This window comes from Streptomyces sp. 2A115, assembly GCF_052245575.1.
Taxonomy (GTDB): Bacteria; Actinomycetota; Actinomycetes; order Streptomycetales; family Streptomycetaceae; genus Streptomyces.
On sequence record NZ_JBQQCG010000031.1, the window covers coordinates 30,321 to 47,118 of the forward strand.

Genomic DNA, 16,798 nt, shown 5'->3' on the forward strand with positions numbered 1-16,798 from the left:
CGCCAACCTAGCTCTCGGCGGACGGATCCCGATCCTCACCGACTCCCGGTGGGCCGGGGTGACGGCCTCGCGTTGTGCGGGAGACGGTGTGAGCGGTCGCGACGCGGCGGAGGTTTCTCGCCGTGCACGGTGTCGGGCGTCAGCCGCCTTCGCTGTGGCCGACCGCCCTCGGGCGGGCCGTCGGCATCCACGGCTGGGACGCGTGACGCCCGACGCCCGCTCCCCCGTGGTCCGTCGGCGCGGCCCTTGTCATCCTCTGTGATCCGCAAGCGAACGGAGAGACTCCATGACTCCCGACACCGCAACCGCACGCCGCCGCTGTGCCGTGGTGGGCCTGGGCGCCCGCGCCCGGCTGTTCACCGAGGCGCTGTCCGGTCCTCACTCCGACCGGATCGACCTGGTGGGATTCTGCGATGTCAACGCGCACCGGATGTCCGTCCACAACGACTGGCTCGCGGCCGACCACCCGGGCCGAGAACCCGTACCGGCGTACGCGGCCGAGGACTTCGACCTGATGCTGCGCCGCGAACGCGTGGACCTGGTCGTGGTGTGCAGCGTCGACCGCACTCACGACCACTACATCGTGCGCGCCCTGGAGGCGGGCTGTGACGTGGTCACCGAGAAGCCGATGACCACCGACGCCGAGCGGGCCCGCCGCATCCTGGACGCCCGGCAGCGGTCCGGCCACGAGGTGCGGGTCGCCTTCAACTACCGCTACAACCCGGTGCATTCGGCCGTACGGGAACTCATCGCGGCCGGTGAGATCGGCGAGGTCGGCTCGGTGCACTTCGAGTGGCTGCTCGATCTGCGGCACGGCGCCGACTACTTCCGGCGCTGGCACCGGGACAAGGCCAACTCCGGCGGCCTCATGGTCCACAAGGCCACTCACCACTTCGACCTGGTGAACTGGTGGCTCGGTACACAGCCGGAGACGGTCTACGCACAGGGTGGATTGCTCTTTTACGGTGACGAGGCAGGGCAGCGACGCGGCCTCGCCCGCCCCTACGATCGGGCTCACGGCTCGCCCGCCGCCGATGGCGATCCCTTCGCCGTACGCCTGGCCGACTCCCCCGTGCTCAGCGCGCTGTATCTCGATGCCGAGGGGGAGGACGGCTACCACCGGGACCAGAACGTATTCGGCCCCGGCGTGACCATCGAGGACGACATGGCGGTACTCGTGCGGTACGCGTCCGGTGCCTCACTGACGTACCACCTCACCGCGTACGCCCCCTGGGAGGGCTACCGCGTCTGTTTCAACGGCAGCGAGGGGCGGCTCGAACTGCTCGTCGAGGAGACGACGTGGGTCCGGCCGGACGTCGAGCCCGGGGGTGCCGCCGGCCCGGTCATGCACGGCTCCGCCGTCGGCGAGGAGGCCGGGCGCACCGAGCTGCTGCTGCGCCGCTTCTGGGAACGGCCGCGTGAGGTGAAGGTGGCGAGCGGGGAAGGTGGCCACGGGGGCGGGGACGTCCGGATGCTGGCAGATCTGTTCGGGACGCTGACGGGCTCGGACACGGGGGCGGATGCGTTGGGGCGGGCGGCGGACGCGGTCGATGGGGCGCGGTCGCTGGTCACCGGTCTCGCGGCCAACGAGTCGTTCGAGACGGGGTTGCCGGTTCGGGTGCGGGATGTGCTGGACGTCTGAGGTCGCCGGGCCGCGGGCGGCATCACCAAGTGAGGGCGCCCGTCACCTGGTCCTTACGTGACTGAGCCCTCGTCGACCAACCGGACGCTGTGGGCGAACCCTGGCAGCAGTGCGGCGTGCTGGCCGACGCTGCCGGACCCCACGGTATGCGCTGGGGGATGTGACACTTCTCCGCAGAGTGTCACATCCCCTGACCGGCTACCCGGCCGGAGAGGATTCGCCCACGGCTTCCGGCCAACCGGCGGGGGCTCAGCGCCCGCTGTCCGGGCACCCTACGCATCGGGCGCATCGCGTCCTTTCATGGCAGCTCTCCCCGGCTCCGGGCGTTGGCCAGCGCCACGCCCGCCGACAGCCTCTCCGCCGCGGTAGCAGGCCGCAGAGGACCGTGCGCGTCCCACTCCCGCCCACCGCCGGGCGGCTTGAGCTGCCAGTACGGGCCGATGCGGTCGACGACCCGGCCGACCTTGCGCGTCGCCTCGTCCCATACGAGATCACCGATCTCCGGTGTGTACCCGTTCATGCGCACCCCCGCTGGACCACGTCGGCCAGCCGCAGCGCGACATCCGCGCGCACCCGGCCGAGGGCGATCAGGTTCAGTGAGGGCGGCGCCGTATCCGCCCTCAGCGACGGCAGCACGATCCCCGCCGCCGTCAGTGCTTCCCTCAGAGTGTCGACCGCCGCCGTGACACCCGTGGTACTCGGCTCTTGCTGTGCTGTTGCCATGAATTCAGCGTCGTGGGAAGCAAGCTGAGAGGGTCGGCGCAGGATCTTGGAGAACTGGCACGCGGAACTGTGGCTCGACGACGCCGACAGCGTCTCGACCCACCTGACAGCACGCCCGTCAGGGCACGCATACGATCACGACGTGGCCCTCTTCCTCATCTGCCGGAGCACACCGCTCGCCCCGATGGAGGCCTGGCGGCGGCTCACCGCCTGGGAGCGGCACGCGGAAGTGGTGCCGCTGACGCGGGTCGGGGTCGTCACGGGGCCGCCCACCCAGGAGGGGACCGTGTTCGTGGCCCGGTCCGGCGTGGGGCCGGTGGCGTTCGACGACCCCATGGAGGTGGTCGTCTGGCGGCCCCCTCAAGGCGAGGGCTCCGGGATGTGTCGGCTCGTCAAGCGGGGCATGTTCGTCATGGGGTGGGCCGAGATCGAGGTGCATCCGGTTCCGGTCGTGGGCGGAGGCTCGCGGGTGGTGTGGCGGGAGGAGTTGGCCGTGCGGGTGCTGCCCCGGCTGGTCGATCCCCTGTTGAAGCGGGCGGCTCGGTGGATGTTCGGGCGAGCCGTGGATCGATTGTTGCTGCGTCCCTGAAGGCCTCGGGAGCCGAGCCGGAAACCCCCGGGCAGCGCGTCGTACTTCAAGAACGCCTCCCGGCGACTCGGGACGAAGCGCCATTCCGACAGCACCAGCCGCAGCTCGGCCTCGATGCGCTTCAGAAACAATTGGAGTGGCCTGGGCCCAAGTTGCGAGACTTGGACTCATGAGCGACATGGAGCGGTTCCGTCGGGCGGTCGTGGAGTGGGCGGCCGGCGGCGCCGACGCGGCGGCGGCTGCCGTGGCCGCACAGGAACTGGCGGTCGGCGTCGGCGTGCGTACGGTCGTGCTCGTCGAAGGGGGCAGTGATCAGGTCGCGCTGGAAGCACTGGCCGCGCGTCGAGGCCGCGACCTCGACGCGGAGGGCGTCTCGGTCGTGCCGCTCGGGGGTGCGACGAGTGTCGGAAGGTTCGTGGATCTGTGCGGTCCTCAGGGGCTCGACGTGCGGCTGGCGGGCCTGTGCGACGCCGGTGAGGAGCGCTTCTTCCGGCGTGCTCTCGAGCGGGCCGGCCTCGGCTCCGATCTCACGCGCGACGGACTGGAACCACTCGGTTTCTACATGTGCGACGCGGACCTGGAGGACGAGTTGATCCGCTCCCTCGGCGCCGCCGCCGTGCAGCGAGTCATCGTCGCTCAGGGCGAGTTGCGCCCCTTCCGGACCTTCCAGAACCAGCCCGCCCAACGCGAACGCACCCTCGAGCAACAGCTCCGCCGCTTCATGGGTACCCACAGTGGCCGCAAGGCCCAATACGCCCACTCACTCGTCGAGAACCTGGACCTCACCCGGACACCACGGCCTTTGGACCGCCTGCTCGCGCACGTCTGACGTATCCCGGTCTCGATCCTGACCCCGGCCCGGACCCTCGACGACGTGCGAGATCAGCGAGTGGCGTCCAGCCGACGCCGGTACCGGACGCCAGGGCGCCCGTCGATCGTGATGTCCCCCACCGGGGTGAACCCGTTCCGTGCGAGCACGGTCCTGGACGCCGGGTTGTCGAGGGTGGTGACCGCTCTGAGTGCGGAGAGGCGGTAGGTCGCGGCGGCGAGGCGGCACGCCTCCGCGACCGCGGCGGTCGCGACACCCCGGCCCGTGGCGCGCTCGCCGATCCGGTAGCCGAGTTCGGCGCCGTCCTCGTCGACGTCGATGAGGTTGACACGGCCGATCAGGTCCCCGTGCTCGTCCAGGACGACATGGAAGTGGCAGACGCCGGCGTCCTGTTCGGCGAGGCGGGCGAGGAGGAGGGAAGCGAACTCGTCGAAGTACGCGTCGCCCCGGTCCGGCACGGACCGCGCGAAGTACTCCCGGTTCCGCTGCTCGAAAGCCAGCAGGGCAGGCGCGTGGTCGTCCCGGAGCCTCTCCAGCCTCAACATGCCCGGCATCATACGTAACGGTGATCGCGCCTGGATGCCCAGCGTCAGGCCACCGACCCGATCCGTCCCACCGGCGCCGACGTCGCCCCCGTAGCCGACGTCACGTCATGGTGAATCGGCGTGTGCGCCCCGGTCAGCGAAACCCCGCTCCCCCCACGCCGGTTGGCGACGATCTCCGAAGCGATGGACAAGGCCGTCTCCTCGGGCGTACGCGCCCCGAGGTCCAGCCCGATCGGGGACCGGAGCCGGGCCAACTCCAGTTCGGTGACGCCGACTTCGCGCAGCCGATCATTGCGGTCCAGATGCGTGCGGCGGGAGCCCATCGCGCCGACGTACGCGACCGGCAGCCGGAGGGCCAGCCGCAGCAGTGGCACGTCGAACTTGGCGTCGTGGGTCAGGACGCACAGGACGGTCCGTCCATCGACCCGCGTGCGCTCCAGGTACTTGTGCGGCCACTCGACGGCGATCTCGTCCGCGTCCGGGAAGCGGGCCGCCGTCGCGAACACGGGGCGCGCGTCGCACACCGTCACGCGGTAGCCGAGGAACTTGCCGATGCGGACCAGTGCCGACGCGAAGTCGATCGCGCCGAACACGATCATGCGGGGCGGCGGGACCGACGACTCGACCAGAACCGTGAGCGGTGCTCCGCAGCGAGAGCCCTGCTCGCCGATCTCCAGGGTGCCGGTGCGGCCGGCGTCCAGGAAGGCGCGCGCCTCGGCCGCCACCGTGCGGTCCAGTTCGGGGTGCGCGCGGAATCCGCCCTCGTACGGGCCGTCGTACGCGTCCTCGTACGAGCCCTCGGGGCGTACGAGCAGGGCGCGGCCCAGCAGTTCGCCCGGCCCGGAGACGATGCGCGCGACCGCCGCCGCCTCCCCGCGGGCGGCGGCGGACAGCGCCGACGCGAGCACTTCCCGGGCGGGCGCCGACGCGCGTACCGGTGTCACCAGGATGTCGATGATTCCGCCGCACGTCAGGCCCACCGCGAAGGCGTCCTCGTCGCTGTACCCGAAGCGTTCGAGGACCGACTCACCGTCCACCAACGCCTGTTGGCACAGCTCGTACACCGCGCCCTCCACGCAGCCGCCGGAGACCGAGCCGATCGCCGTGCCGTCGGCGTCCACCGCGAGGGCGGCGCCCGGCCGGCGGGGCGCGCTGCCGCCGACGGCCACCACGGTGGCCACGGCGAAGTCGCGTCCCTGCTCGACCCACCGGTGCAGTTCTTCGGCGATGTCCAGCATCTCTCGGTCTCCTGACAGCGGTTGGGCGGAGGGCTTCAGCAAAGCAGGTTCGACAAGGCGTCTAGTGGACGCCCATCCAGCTCTCGATCGGGTTCAGGGCGAAGAAGACGAGGAAGATCGCCGCGAGGCCCCACATGAACGCCCCGATCTCCCGGGCCTTGCCCTGGGCGACCTTGACGGCGACGTAGCTGATGACTCCGGCCGCGACACCCGCGGTGATGGAGTACGTGAACGGCATGATCACGACGGTCAGGAAGACCGGGATCGCGGTGGCGCGGTCCGCCCAGTCCACGTGCCGGGCGTTCGTCATCATCATGGCGCCGATGACGACCAGGGCCGCCGCCGCGACCTCGCCCGGGACGATCGCCGTCAGCGGGGTGAAGAAGAGGCAGGCCGCGAAGAACAGGCCGGTGACGACCGACGAGAGGCCCGTACGGGCTCCTTCGCCCACGCCCGTCGCGGACTCCACGAACACCGTCTGGCCGGAGGCGCCCGAGACGCCGCCGATCGCGCCGCCCGCGCCGTCGATGAACAGGGCCTTGGACAGGCCCGGCATACGGCCCTTCTCGTCGGCCAGCTTGGCCTCGGTGCCGACGCCGATGATGGTGGCCATCGCGTCGAAGAAGCCCGCCAGGACGAGCGTGAAGACGATCATCCCGACCGTCATCGCGCCGACCTGGCCCCAGCCGCCGAACTCGACGTCGCCGAAGATCGAGAAGTCCGGCATGGACACCGCGCTGCCGTGCAGCTCGGGTGCGCCGCTCGCCCACTGCTTGGGGTTGACGACGTCAAGGGCGTTGAGGACCACGGCCAGTACGGTGCCGCCGACGATGCCGAGCAGGATCGCCCCGGGGACGCCGCGCGCCTGGAGCATGAAGATCGCGAGCAGGGTCGCCGCGAACAGCAGGACCGGCCAGCCGGCGAGTTCACCGGCCGGGCCGAGCGAGACCGGGGTCGCCTTGCCCCGGTGGACGAAGCCCGCCTTGTAGAAGCCGATCAGGGCGATGAACAGGCCGATGCCCATGGTGATCGCGTGCTTCAGCGCCAGCGGGATCGCGTTCATGATCATCTCGCGCAGCCCGGTGACCACGAGCAGCATGATCACGACGCCGTACATCACGCACATGCCCATCGCCTGCGGCCAGGTCATCTGGGGCGCGACCTGTGAGGACAGGACGCCGGAGACGGAGAGTCCGGCGGCGAGGGCGAGCGGCACCTTGCCGAAGAAGCCCATCAGGAGCGTGGTGAAGGCCGCCGCGAACGCGGTCGCGGTGATCAGGGCGTTCTGGCCGAGCGTGTTCCCCGCCGCGTCCCTGCCGGACAGGATGAGCGGGTTGAGCAGCAGGATGTACGCCATCGCCATGAACGTCGTGACACCGCCGCGCACCTCACGCGCGACCGAGCTTCCTCGCCGGGATATGTGAAAGTAGCGGTCGAGCCAAGACCGGCCGGCCGGGACGCGGCTACCCGCGCCCGCGTCCGCCGCGACGGTCTTCGGCTCCAGTGACTGCTGGGTCATGTGGGCCTTCTCCCAAGGTTCAAAGGGGTTTGGGAAGGTGCTTCGGCCGCACGACCCGGGGGACGGCCCGAGACGAACGATCAGGAATCCGAGGGCGGGAGAGACGGAGTTCCTCCAGGAAGAACCCAGGAAGAACCCAGGAGGAATCCAGGAGCAATCCAGGAAGAGACCTCTCTCCCGGCCCCCGGAGCTTCTACGCCATGCCGGTCAGGTGTTCAGGCCGTACCGGCGTCCGGTTGAGCTCCAAGCCCGTCGCGTTCCGGATCGCCGCGAGGACGGCCGGAGTCGACGACAGGGTCGGGGCCTCACCGACGCCACGGAGCCCGTACGGGGCGTGGTCGTCGGCGAGTTCGAGCACGTCGACGGGGATGGTCGGCGTGTCGAGGATGGTGGGGATCAGGTAGTCCGTGAAGGAGGGGTTCTTCACCTTCGCCGTCTTCGGGTCGACGATGATCTCCTCCATGACCGCCATGCCCAGGCCCTGGGTCGTACCGCCCTGGATCTGGCCGATGACGGACAGCGGGTTGAGCGCCTTGCCGACGTCCTGGGCGCAGGCCAGCTCGATGACCTTCACCAGGCCGAGCTCGGTGTCCACCTCGACGACGGCGCGGTGCGCGGCGAACGAGTACTGGACGTGCCCGAAGCCCTGCCCCGTACGGATGTCGAAGGCCTCGGTCGGCCGGTGCCGCCACTCCGCCTCGACCTCGACGGACTCCTGCTCGAGTACGTCCACCAGGTCGGCCAGCACCTCGCCGCCGTCGGTGACGACCTTGCCGCCCTCCAGGAGCAGCTCGGCGGTGGCCCAGGCGGGGTGGTACGTACCGAACTTGCGGCGCCCGATCTCCAGGACCTTCTCACGGACGAGCTCGCAGGAGTTCCTGACGGCGCCACCGGTGACGTACGTCTGGCGCGACGCCGAGGTCGAACCGGCGGACCCCACCTGTGTGTCGGCCGGGCGGATCGTCACCTGGGTGACGCCCAGCTCGGTGCGGGCGATCTGCGCGTGGACGGTGACGCCGCCCTGGCCGACCTCCGCCATCGCGGTGTGGACGGTCGCGACGGGCTCGCCGCCCACAACCTCCATACGGACACGGGCAGTTGAGTAGTCGTCGAAGCCCTCGGAGAAGCCGACGTTCTTGATGCCGACCGCGTAGCCGACGCCGCGTACGACGCCCTCGCCGTGTGTGGTGTTGGAGAGGCCGCCCGGCAGTTGGCGGACGTCCGCCGCCTCGCCGGCGAGGAGCCACTGCTGCTCCGGCGGCATCGGCATCGCCTTGACTCGGCGCAGGAGTTCGGCGACGGGGGCCGGGGAGTCGACGGCCTGGCCGGTCGGCAGGAGCGTGCCCTGCTCCATCGCGTTGAGCTGACGGAACTCGACCCGGTCCATGCCCACCTTGTCGGCGAGCTTGTCCATCTGGGCCTCGTACGCGAAGCACGCCTGGACCGCGCCGAAGCCGCGCATCGCGCCGCAGGGCGGGTTGTTGGAGTAGAGGGCGATCGCCTCGATGTCGACGTCTTCGACCACGTACGGGCCGACCGACAGGGACGCCGCGTTGCCGACGACCGCCGGGGACGCGGAGGCGTACGCTCCGCCGTCCAGGACGATGCGGCACTTCATGTGGGTGAGCTTGCCGTCCTTGGTCGCCCCGTGCTCGTAGTGGAGCTTCGCGGGGTGGCGGTGGACGTGTCCGAAGAAGGACTCGAAGCGGTTGTAGACGATCTTGACCGGTTTGCCGGTGCGCAGTGCCAGCAGGCAGGCGTGGATCTGCATCGACAGGTCCTCGCGGCCGCCGAACGCACCGCCGACACCCGAGAGGGTCATACGGACCTTGTCCTCGGGCAGCCCGAGGACGGGGGCGATCTGGCGCAGGTCGGAGTGGAGCCACTGGGTGGCGATGTAGAGGTCGACGCCGCCGTCCTCGGCGGGGACGGCCAGACCGGACTCCGGGCCGAGGAAGGCCTGGTCCTGCATGCCGAAGGTGTACTCGCCCTTGACGACGAAGTCGGCCCTCTTGGCGGCCTCGTCGGCGTCGCCGCGGATGACCGGCTGACGATGCAGGATGTTCGGGTGCGGGACGTGGCCGAAGTGGTGGTCGGTGCGGCCCTCGTGGATCAGCGGCGCGTCCGGCGCGGTGGCGCTCGCCTCGTCGGTGACGACCGGCAGCTCGCGGTACTCGACCTTGATCTTGGCGGCGGCGCGGCGCGCGGTCTCGGGGTGGTCGGCGGCCACGATCGCGACGGGTTCGCCGTGGTGGCGGACCCGGCCGTGGGCGAGTACGGGGGTGTCCTGGATCTCCAGGCCGTAGTTCTTCACGTCGGTCGGCAGGTCGTCGTAGGTCATGACGGCGTAGACGCCGGCCTGTGCGAGGGCCTCGGAGGTGTCGATCGACACGATCTCCGCGTGGGCCACCGGGGAGCGCAGGATCTGGCCCCACAGCATGTCCTCGTGCCACATGTCGGACGAGTACGCGAACTCGCCGGTGACCTTGAGCGTGCCGTCCGGGCGGAGCGTGGACTCGCCGATGCCGCCCTTTGTCTGCGAACCCTGGGTGACCTTGGTCGGAGTGCCGACAGGGGCGCTGTTGCTGGGCATGTCAGACCGCCTCTCCCTGTCGGGCGGCCGCCAGGCGTACCGCGTCCATGATCTTCTCGTAGCCGGTGCAGCGGCAGAGGTTGCCCGACAGCGCCTCGCGGATGTCCGCGTCGGTGGGCGTCGGGTTGCGCTCCAGCATCTCGTCGGCCGCGACCAGCAGGCCGGGGGTGCAGAAGCCGCACTGGACGGCGCCGGCGTCGATGAACGCCTGCTGGATCGGGGCGAGTTCGGTGCCCTCGCCGGTCTGGGAGTCCTGGGGCCCGGCCTGCCACTGCCTGGCCGCGTCGAGCGGCGTCCCGGACGCACCGGCCGTACCGGCCGTACCGCAGGCGCCTGTCGCGCAACTCCCGTGCTCCGTACGCTGCTTGGCGTAGTCCGCCAGCCCCTCCACCGTGACGACCTCGCGCCCCTCGACCTGACCGGCAGCGACCAGACAGGAACACACCGGCACGCCGTCGAGCCGTACGGTGCACGACCCGCACTCGCCCTGCTCGCAGGCGTTCTTCGAACCGGGCAGGCCCATGCGCTCCCTCAGCACGTACAGCAGGGACTCGCCCTCCCACACGTCGTCGGCTTCCTGCGGACGCCCGTTGACCGTGAAATTGACGCGCATTACGCGACTCCCTCCGTGACGGCGGCGGTGCCGCGGTACGACTCCCAGGTCCAGGTCAGGGTGCGGCGGGCCATGATGCCGACCGCGTGGCGGCGGTAGCTCGCCGTGCCCCGGACGTCGTCGATCGGGTTGCAGGCGGCGGCGCAGAGGTCCGCGAACTGTTTGGCGACCGACGGGGTGATGATCTTGCCGTTGTCCCAGAAGCCGCCCTCGTCCAGCGCCGCGTTCAGGAACTCCTCGGCGGTCTTGGCGCGGACCGGGGTGGGCGCGGCCGAGCCGATGCCCGTGCGGACCGTGCGGGTCTCCGGGTGCAGGGCCAGGCCGAAGGCGCACACCGCGATCACCATCGCGTTGCGGGTGCCGACCTTCGAGAACTGCTGCGGGCCGTCGGCCTTCTTGATGTGTACGGCCCTGATCAGCTCGTCGGCCGCGAGCGCGTTGCGCTTCACTCCGGTGTAGAACTCGTCGATCGGGATGAGCCGGGAGCCCCGTACGGACTCGGCCTCGACCTCGGCACCCGCCGCGAGCAGCGCCGGATGGGCGTCTCCGGCCGGGGAGGCGGTCCCGAGGTTGCCGCCGACGCCGCCGCGGTTGCGGATCTGCGGGGAGGCCACGGTGTGCGAGGCCAGGGCCAGGCCGGGCAGTTCGCCGCGCAGGTGCTCCATGATCTGGGTGTACGGGACCGAGGCGCCCAGGCGGACGGAGTCCTCGCCGACCTCCCACTCGCTCAACTCGCCGAGGCGGTTCAGGTCGAGGAGGTACTCGGGCCGACGGTGGTCGAAGTTGATCTCGACCATCACGTCGGTGCCACCCGCAATCGGCACAGCGGTGGGGTGCTCGGCCTTGGCGGCGAGCGCCTCCTCCCAACTGGCTGGGCGAAGGAAGTCCATGACCGGCTCTCTTCTTCGTCTCGTGGGTCGTTCTGTTCAAGCCAGATCGTGTGCGGCGGGCCCGGCTCGTTCATGATTTGTTCACGTGGAATGAGCTCAGTACACAGCGCCGCCGCACGCCGGGGTCAGTCACCGAAACCATGAAGGAGTTGGCTGGCCAGGGCGTCCATCTTGTAGATTCATATGAATGGAGGTCACCAGTAACCTCCCCGCTTTGCTCTGGAAACACCACGAACAGCCTCGGGAAACCCGAGGACCCGCGCACCGGGTTCTCACCCCCGGATCCACCCGGCTCCCGCGAGATCCATCGTAGATTTCGAGACAAGAACGGCGGCGACGAGAATGCGCCTGCGCGCACTGCTGGACACCGACGCGCTGGGCCTGCGGCTGCTCGGCGGCGAGGACGAGCTGGACCGCACCGTACGCGGTGTGATGACCACGGACCTGCGCGACCCCAGTCGCTATCTCTCAGGCGGCGAGCTGGTCCTCACCGGGCTCGCCTGGCGTCGCGACGCCGCCGACTCCGAGCCTTTCGTACGGATCCTGGTGGGCGCCGGAGTCACGGCGCTGGCCGCCGGCGAGGCCGAGCTGGGCGCGGTCCCGCAGGACCTGGTGGTGGCCTGCGCCCGGCACCGGCTGCCGCTGTTCGCCGTCAACGAGTCGGTGGCCTTCGCGACGATCACCGAGCATGTCGTACGGCAGGTCTCGGGCGAGCGGGCCGGAGACCTGGCGGCCGTGGTGGACCGGCACCGCCGCATGATGACCTCGGGGCCCGCGGGCGGCGGCCCGGACGTGGTACTGGACCTGCTCGGCTCCGACCTGGACCTACGGGCGTGGGTACTCTCCCCCGCCGGACGCCTCATCGCCGGCTCGAACCTCTCCGAACGCGCCGAGCCGGGCCTGCCCCCCGACGTGTGCGCGGCGCTGGCCGCCGAGCATCTGGCGGCGGTACGCACCGGGCGGCGCGGACCGTACCGGGTCGCCCTGGGCGGCACGACGTACTCGCTGTTCCCGATCCGCAGCGGCGTGCGAGGGGCGGCGGGTACGGCGGGCTCGCGCGACGTGCGCGAGACGGTGCTGGCGGACTGGGTGCTCGCGGTCGATGCGGACGCCGGGGACTGGCCGGCGGAGCGGCTCGACCTGCTGGAGGGCGTGACGCAGCTGATCGCGGTGGAACGGGAACGGCGGGACGCGTCGCGCACCGTGCGGCGGCGACTCGCGCAGGAGGTCCTCGAACTGGTGCAGACCGGCGCCGCGCCCACCGAGATCGCGGCGCGGCTGCGGGTCGCGGCGCCCGTGCTGCTGCCGGGTCTCGGCGCGGCTCCGCACTGGCAGGTGGTGGTCGCCCGCGTCGAGTGGGACGGCGGAGAGATCGAAGGCGGGCCGGTGGCCCAGGCGCTGCTCGAGGAGATCCTCGTCGACCCACTGTCGTCGGGCCCCGAGCCGTCCGACCGGATCGCGGTCGCCCACACGGGCGACGAGGCCATCGCGCTCGTACCGCTCCCGGCGGTGTCCACGGGGCACGACGACTCGGAGGCCGGGGTGCTCGCCGACACGCTCCTGGAGGCCGTACGCGCGCCGCTGACCGCGGGCCTGGGCGACGACGGGCGGCTCACGCTCGGCGTCAGCGCCGCCGTGCACTCGGCGGAGGGGCTGCGCGGCGCCCTGGAGGAGGCCCGGCACGCGCGCCGGGTCGCCGCGGCCCGGCCCGGACGGGTGTGCGCGGCGGGCCACCAGGAGCTGGCCTCCCACGTCCTCCTGCTCCCCTTCGTCCCGGACGACGTGCGCCGCGCCTTCACGGCCCGGCTCCTGGACCCCCTCCGGGACTACGACAGACGCCATCGCGCCGAGCTGATCCCGACCCTCGAGGCGTTCCTCGACTGCGACGGCTCCTGGACCCGCTGCGCCGCCCGCCTGCACCTGCACGTCAACACGCTGCGCTACCGGGTGGGACGCATCGAACAGTTGACGAGTCGTGATCTTTCGCGCCTCGAGGACAAGCTGGATTTCTTCCTGGCGTTGCGCATGAGTTGAGGTCATGGGGCTGTGGGACGGACGGTTCCAAGTGCCGTCCGTCCCATGACTTTGCCACCTTCTCGGCCGTGAAGTGCCGAGTTCATGTACTCGACAGTTCACACCTCGTCGCGCTCCTGGGCACGGCTGGCTGCGGCATCAAGGTCGCATCCGCCCTGACGGGCGCGGGACCGGTGGCGTGGCCCACACCAGGGAGACCCCGGTGACTCCAGCCTGATCGACGCCAACCACAACCGTGTCCCCGGGTAAACCGGTTCGTGCCTTCAAAGGGCTCCCAGACCGGAACCATCAGCCTAGTCCACGTGAAATCTTTCACACACCCCCTTGGCCAGGCCGAGCGATTCGTGCTGAGATGCGGCCACCACTCAACAGCTCAATGGTGTGCTCGGGGAGGGCAACGTGGCGCATTCCGCCATGTCTGGTTACGGAACGGCTGCAGGGGACGATCCACTCCAGACCGCGGTATGGCGGCTGCGCTCGCGCGCCTGCTGGGTCGACGCGGCCGCGCTGCTCGAACCGCGTACGGCTGGGGCCGCCGTCCAGCGGGCCTCGCTCCTCGTCGAGCGGTGCCTCTACACCGAGCAGGGCTGGGCGGAGGCGGAGGACGCGCTCCGTACGGCGGAGGCGCTGGCCCGGAGCGACGACGAGCGGGGCGCCGCGGCCTGTGAGCGCGGGCAGCTCGCGTACGCGGCCACGCTGCTCGGCGTACGCGACCGGGCCGACGAGGCGCGGGCCGCGCTCGGCCGGGCGGCTGCCCTGATCGCGCCGGGCGCCGCGGGCCGGGCCCTGCTCGACTTCCGGCGCGGACTGCTGGCCGAGAACCTCGCCCACTCCCCGCAGGCCGCCCGCGCCGCCTACCGCCGAGCCCACGCGGGCGCCACCGCCCAGGGCGACGCGTTCCTGCTCTCCTTCACCTGGCGCCACCTCGCCGGACTCGCCCTGCGCGACGGCGAGTTGGCGGAGGCCCGGCACGGCTTCACCGAATCCCTCCGGATCCGGGAGGAGCTGGGCTACCTCGTCGGTACGGCCCCGGCACTGGCCTCGCTCGCAGACGCGGAGATCGAGCCGGAGGCGTCCCGGCTACGGGCGGAGGCGGGACGGTTGTTCCGGCTGCTGGGCGGCGTACCTACGTGGCTGGCGGGGCAGTTGGCGCCCCCGGCGGCCACGGCCTGAGCGCTCCGCCGGAAGAACGGTGATGCTGTGTCGATATGCGGCTCCGCCGCGTGCGCGGGCCGGTGGGGGCTGATCGCTCCCCCACTCTCGGCTCCTCCCCCACTCTCGGCTTCGCTCGAGCGGGTGGACCCCATGAGCGGGGGACCCATCGCGGCGGAGCCGCATATGTCACGGCCCCGCGCCCCCTTACGGGGCGCGGCACCGAACCGAACTCAACCAAGGCCGTTTGACTCACATACCGGCTACGCGCCCGCGAAGTGCTCCCGTACGAGGCACTGCACGACCGCCGTCTCCTGGGCGATCAACGCGTCGAGGAGCGCCGTGTGTTCGGCGGCGTCGGCCAGCAGGTCGGCTCGGGTGCGGCAGACGGGGGCGCCGGCGAGGGGCCACTGGGCGCGGCGGTGCAGGTCGTCCGCGATCTGTACGAGTTGCCGGTTGCCGGAGAGGGCGAGGAGCGCGGCGTGGAAGGCGCGGTCGGCCTCGGCGTAGCGCGCGCGGTCGCCGGTGGACGCGGCGGCCGCCGTCGCGTCGGCGAGCGGACGCAACTCCGCCCAGCAGGCGGCGGACACCGTACGGGCCAGCCGCAGCATCACCGGGACCTCGATGAGCGCCCGGATCTCGGCGAGCTCGGCGAGCTCGCGGGCGCCCCGCCGCACGACCCGGAAGCCCCGGTTCGGTACGACCTCCACGGCGCCCTCGAGAGCCAGTTGCTGCATGGCCTCCCGCACGGGCGTCGCGGACACACCGAAGCGTTCACCGAGCACGGGGGCGGAGTAGACCTCGCCGGGGGCGAGGTCACCGCCGACCAGAGCGGCCCGGAGCGCGTCGAGGATCTGACCCCGGACGGAGGATCGCTGGATCACTGGGCGGGGGGAAAGGCTGGGGGTGGGCGTACGGGCCGGGGGCACACTCCGCCCGTCGGGCACGCCTCGTTCGCGCGTGGCCTCGCGGGCCGCGCGCGGCTGCGGCATCGGCGGTTCGCTGTGCGTGTGCTCGCCGCGAGCCGTGTGCTCGGCGGTGGCGGCTGCGTCCCGGGGGACACTTTCGCGGCTCGCCCCGCGATCGCCGGCACCTCGGTCCCCCGCCGCGCGCTCCCGCTCCGCGTTCGCCGCGCGCCCCTGCTGAGGCACCCGGACGGCTCCCACGCCCGGACGGACGTCACGGGCCTCACGGGCCTCCGGCGAAGCCGAAGGGACCCCTGCGGAGCCGTACGCCTCGCGTGAGCCGGCCTTCTCCACGGGGAGCCTCCTTCGACGTGGGCGGTGGTGGCGGGTATTTCGGGTGGGGTCCGGAGCGACCCCGACAGAACAGGGTAAACCTCGACCCTATCGGGTAAGGTAAGCCTTACCTGCAAACGATCGTGATCGGTGGTCCTTGCGTGCCCGTTCCCGCCCCGGCCGAGACCTCGCCCGGCACCGACGCGCGCCCGGCTCTCTCGGCCGTCACGGAGGCGTACGTCCGCCTGACCGAGGTGCTGCCGGGCCTGGGCGTCACGGAACTCGCGCCAGGGGAAGCCGCTCCCACGGGCGGCGGCCGGGTCGCCGCCGCGAAGCTCGCGGCGGGCGGGCCGGACCTCGACGCCTTCCTCGCGTGGGACGAGGCCCAGATGGAAGAGGACTACGGACAGCGGGCCCGCCCCGACGTCGTCGCCGGCTTCGGCCTGCACCGTTACGCCTGGCCGGCCGCCCTGCTGATCACCGTGCCGTGGTTCCTGTTGCGCCGCGTACCCCGCCTCCCGGTGGAACAGGTCACCTTCCAGCGCATGCCCGGCCGTATCTCGGTGCGGGTCGGCGAGTTCGCCTGCCTGCCGGACGACGCGGCGGCCGTACTGCCCGGCGCCCGCGTCGTCCCGAACGAGGAGGCCCTGCGCGCGGAGGTGCGGGCGGCCGTGGCCGAGCACATGGAGCCGGTACTCGGCGGTTTCGGACCCCGGACGCGGCGCCGGGGCCGCGCCCTGTGGGGCATGGCGACGGACGACGTCATCGAGGGACTCTGGTACGTGGCCGGCCTACTCGGCGAGAAGCGGCGCGCGACGGACGAGCTGGAGCGGCTGTTTCCCGGGGCGACCCGGCCGTACGTCGGCTCGGCCGGGTTCCGCGAGCTGACCGGTCCGAACGGCGAATGCCTGCCCGCCCGCGACCGGGCCGGCTGCTGCTTCTTCTACACCATGGACCCCGAGGACACCTGCGCGAACTGCCCGCGCAACTCCGAAGCGGTCCGCATCGCGAAGCTGACGGCGGAGGCCCAGGCGACGGCAGACGCGACAACAGAGGCGGCGGGAACAGAGATGGCAGGGGTAGCGGCATCGGGCTGAGCCCGCGTCCCGTAGGATCAGCCGGGCCCCTAAGATCAACTCGGCTTGAAATCAACTCTCTTGGTTACAGTCGATTCACAGAACCCTCACTTCCCG

General features: G+C 71.4%; 15 protein-coding genes. 6 read left to right on the top strand and 9 right to left on the bottom strand.

All coding sequences use genetic code 11. The features are described 5' to 3' along the window. Nucleotides 1-286: 286 nt before the first annotated feature. Nucleotides 287-1,642 carry a Gfo/Idh/MocA family protein gene (locus ACTWQR_RS25805; RefSeq protein ID WP_443229543.1) on the top strand — a complete coding sequence of 452 codons (1,356 nt, stop codon included), beginning with the start codon at nucleotides 287-289 and terminating at the stop codon, nucleotides 1,640-1,642. 298 nt (nucleotides 1,643-1,940) lie between these two features. Here the strand turns inward: ACTWQR_RS25805 and ACTWQR_RS25810 are convergent, their stop codons facing one another. Further along, on the bottom strand, nucleotides 1,941-2,162 hold the full coding sequence (locus tag ACTWQR_RS25810; RefSeq protein ID WP_443229544.1) for a hypothetical protein: 222 nt from the start codon (nucleotides 2,160-2,162) through the stop codon (nucleotides 1,941-1,943). Further along, complete coding sequence (locus ACTWQR_RS25815; RefSeq protein ID WP_443229545.1) at nucleotides 2,159-2,365, bottom strand: hypothetical protein; 207 nt, start codon at nucleotides 2,363-2,365, stop codon at nucleotides 2,159-2,161. Before ACTWQR_RS25815 ends, ACTWQR_RS25810 begins: the two co-directional genes overlap by 4 nt. A 142-nt stretch (nucleotides 2,366-2,507) precedes the next feature. On the opposite strand from ACTWQR_RS25815, the gene ACTWQR_RS25820 reads away from it, so the two are divergent. Next, nucleotides 2,508-2,954: an SRPBCC family protein gene (locus ACTWQR_RS25820; RefSeq protein WP_443229546.1), complete on the top strand. Its 447-nt coding sequence runs from the start codon at nucleotides 2,508-2,510 to the stop codon at nucleotides 2,952-2,954. Between the two features lie 169 nt (nucleotides 2,955-3,123). After that, nucleotides 3,124-3,783, top strand: a complete 660-nt coding sequence (locus ACTWQR_RS25825) for a TOPRIM nucleotidyl transferase/hydrolase domain-containing protein (RefSeq protein WP_443229547.1) — start codon at nucleotides 3,124-3,126, stop codon at nucleotides 3,781-3,783. 53 nt (nucleotides 3,784-3,836) lie between these two features. Here ACTWQR_RS25825 and ACTWQR_RS25830 read toward each other — a convergent pair whose 3' ends face one another. The 6 genes from ACTWQR_RS25830 to ACTWQR_RS25855 all read right to left on the bottom strand — a co-directional run bounded on the left by ACTWQR_RS25830 (nucleotide 3,837) and on the right by ACTWQR_RS25855 (nucleotide 11,181). Next, nucleotides 3,837-4,328 (bottom strand): GNAT family N-acetyltransferase, encoded by a 492-nt coding sequence (locus tag ACTWQR_RS25830; protein ID WP_443229548.1) that lies wholly within the window; start codon nucleotides 4,326-4,328, stop codon nucleotides 3,837-3,839. Between the two features lie 44 nt (nucleotides 4,329-4,372). Then, on the bottom strand, nucleotides 4,373-5,566 hold the full coding sequence (locus tag ACTWQR_RS25835) for an XdhC family protein (protein WP_443229549.1): 1,194 nt from the start codon (nucleotides 5,564-5,566) through the stop codon (nucleotides 4,373-4,375). 61 nt (nucleotides 5,567-5,627) lie between these two features. Beyond that, complete coding sequence (locus tag ACTWQR_RS25840) at nucleotides 5,628-7,085, bottom strand: NCS2 family permease (protein WP_443229550.1); 1,458 nt, start codon at nucleotides 7,083-7,085, stop codon at nucleotides 5,628-5,630. A gap of 193 nt (nucleotides 7,086-7,278) precedes the next feature. Beyond that, nucleotides 7,279-9,678: a xanthine dehydrogenase family protein molybdopterin-binding subunit gene (locus ACTWQR_RS25845; protein ID WP_443229551.1), complete on the bottom strand. Its 2,400-nt coding sequence runs from the start codon at nucleotides 9,676-9,678 to the stop codon at nucleotides 7,279-7,281. A gap of 1 nt (nucleotide 9,679) precedes the next feature. Then, complete coding sequence (locus ACTWQR_RS25850) at nucleotides 9,680-10,291, bottom strand: (2Fe-2S)-binding protein (protein WP_443229552.1); 612 nt, start codon at nucleotides 10,289-10,291, stop codon at nucleotides 9,680-9,682. Further along, on the bottom strand, nucleotides 10,291-11,181 hold the full coding sequence (locus tag ACTWQR_RS25855) for an FAD binding domain-containing protein (protein WP_443229553.1): 891 nt from the start codon (nucleotides 11,179-11,181) through the stop codon (nucleotides 10,291-10,293). Before ACTWQR_RS25855 ends, ACTWQR_RS25850 begins: the two co-directional genes overlap by 1 nt. A 342-nt stretch (nucleotides 11,182-11,523) precedes the next feature. On the opposite strand from ACTWQR_RS25855, the gene ACTWQR_RS25860 reads away from it, so the two are divergent. After that, on the top strand, nucleotides 11,524-13,215 hold the full coding sequence (locus ACTWQR_RS25860; RefSeq protein ID WP_443229554.1) for a PucR family transcriptional regulator: 1,692 nt from the start codon (nucleotides 11,524-11,526) through the stop codon (nucleotides 13,213-13,215). 399 nt (nucleotides 13,216-13,614) lie between these two features. Continuing rightward, entirely contained in the window at nucleotides 13,615-14,388 is a 774-nt protein-coding gene (locus ACTWQR_RS25865; protein WP_443229555.1) for a hypothetical protein, read from the top strand. Nucleotides 14,389-14,630: 242 nt separating this feature from the next. On the opposite strand, the gene ACTWQR_RS25870 is transcribed toward ACTWQR_RS25865, so the two are convergent. Continuing rightward, the gene (locus tag ACTWQR_RS25870; RefSeq protein WP_443229556.1) at nucleotides 14,631-15,626 is read right to left on the bottom strand and encodes a GntR family transcriptional regulator; all 996 of its coding nucleotides are present in this window, start codon (nucleotides 15,624-15,626) and stop codon (nucleotides 14,631-14,633) included. Nucleotides 15,627-15,766: 140 nt separating this feature from the next. Here ACTWQR_RS25870 and ACTWQR_RS25875 point away from each other — a divergent pair, with 140 nt between their 5' ends. Beyond that, complete coding sequence (locus ACTWQR_RS25875) at nucleotides 15,767-16,702, top strand: (2Fe-2S)-binding protein (protein WP_443229557.1); 936 nt, start codon at nucleotides 15,767-15,769, stop codon at nucleotides 16,700-16,702. The last annotated feature ends 96 nt before the right edge of the window (nucleotides 16,703-16,798 follow it).

Bases quoted from the DNA above. Each gene is read 5' to 3' on its own strand.
- ACTWQR_RS25805 (WP_443229543.1), top strand. From the start codon at position 287: ATGACTCCCGACACCGCAACCGCACGCCGCCGCTGTGCCGTGGTGGGC.
- ACTWQR_RS25810 (WP_443229544.1), bottom strand. From the start codon at position 2,162: ATGAACGGGTACACACCGGAGATCGGTGATCTCGTATGGGACGAGGCG.
- ACTWQR_RS25815 (WP_443229545.1), bottom strand. From the start codon at position 2,365: ATGGCAACAGCACAGCAAGAGCCGAGTACCACGGGTGTCACGGCGGCG.
- ACTWQR_RS25825 (WP_443229547.1), top strand. From the start codon at position 3,124: ATGAGCGACATGGAGCGGTTCCGTCGGGCGGTCGTGGAGTGGGCGGCC.
- ACTWQR_RS25830 (WP_443229548.1), bottom strand. From the start codon at position 4,328: ATGTTGAGGCTGGAGAGGCTCCGGGACGACCACGCGCCTGCCCTGCTG.
- ACTWQR_RS25835 (WP_443229549.1), bottom strand. From the start codon at position 5,566: ATGCTGGACATCGCCGAAGAACTGCACCGGTGGGTCGAGCAGGGACGC.
- ACTWQR_RS25840 (WP_443229550.1), bottom strand. From the start codon at position 7,085: ATGACCCAGCAGTCACTGGAGCCGAAGACCGTCGCGGCGGACGCGGGC.
- ACTWQR_RS25845 (WP_443229551.1), bottom strand. From the start codon at position 9,678: ATGCCCAGCAACAGCGCCCCTGTCGGCACTCCGACCAAGGTCACCCAG.
- ACTWQR_RS25850 (WP_443229552.1), bottom strand. From the start codon at position 10,291: ATGCGCGTCAATTTCACGGTCAACGGGCGTCCGCAGGAAGCCGACGAC.
- ACTWQR_RS25855 (WP_443229553.1), bottom strand. From the start codon at position 11,181: ATGGACTTCCTTCGCCCAGCCAGTTGGGAGGAGGCGCTCGCCGCCAAG.
- ACTWQR_RS25860 (WP_443229554.1), top strand. From the start codon at position 11,524: ATGCGCCTGCGCGCACTGCTGGACACCGACGCGCTGGGCCTGCGGCTG.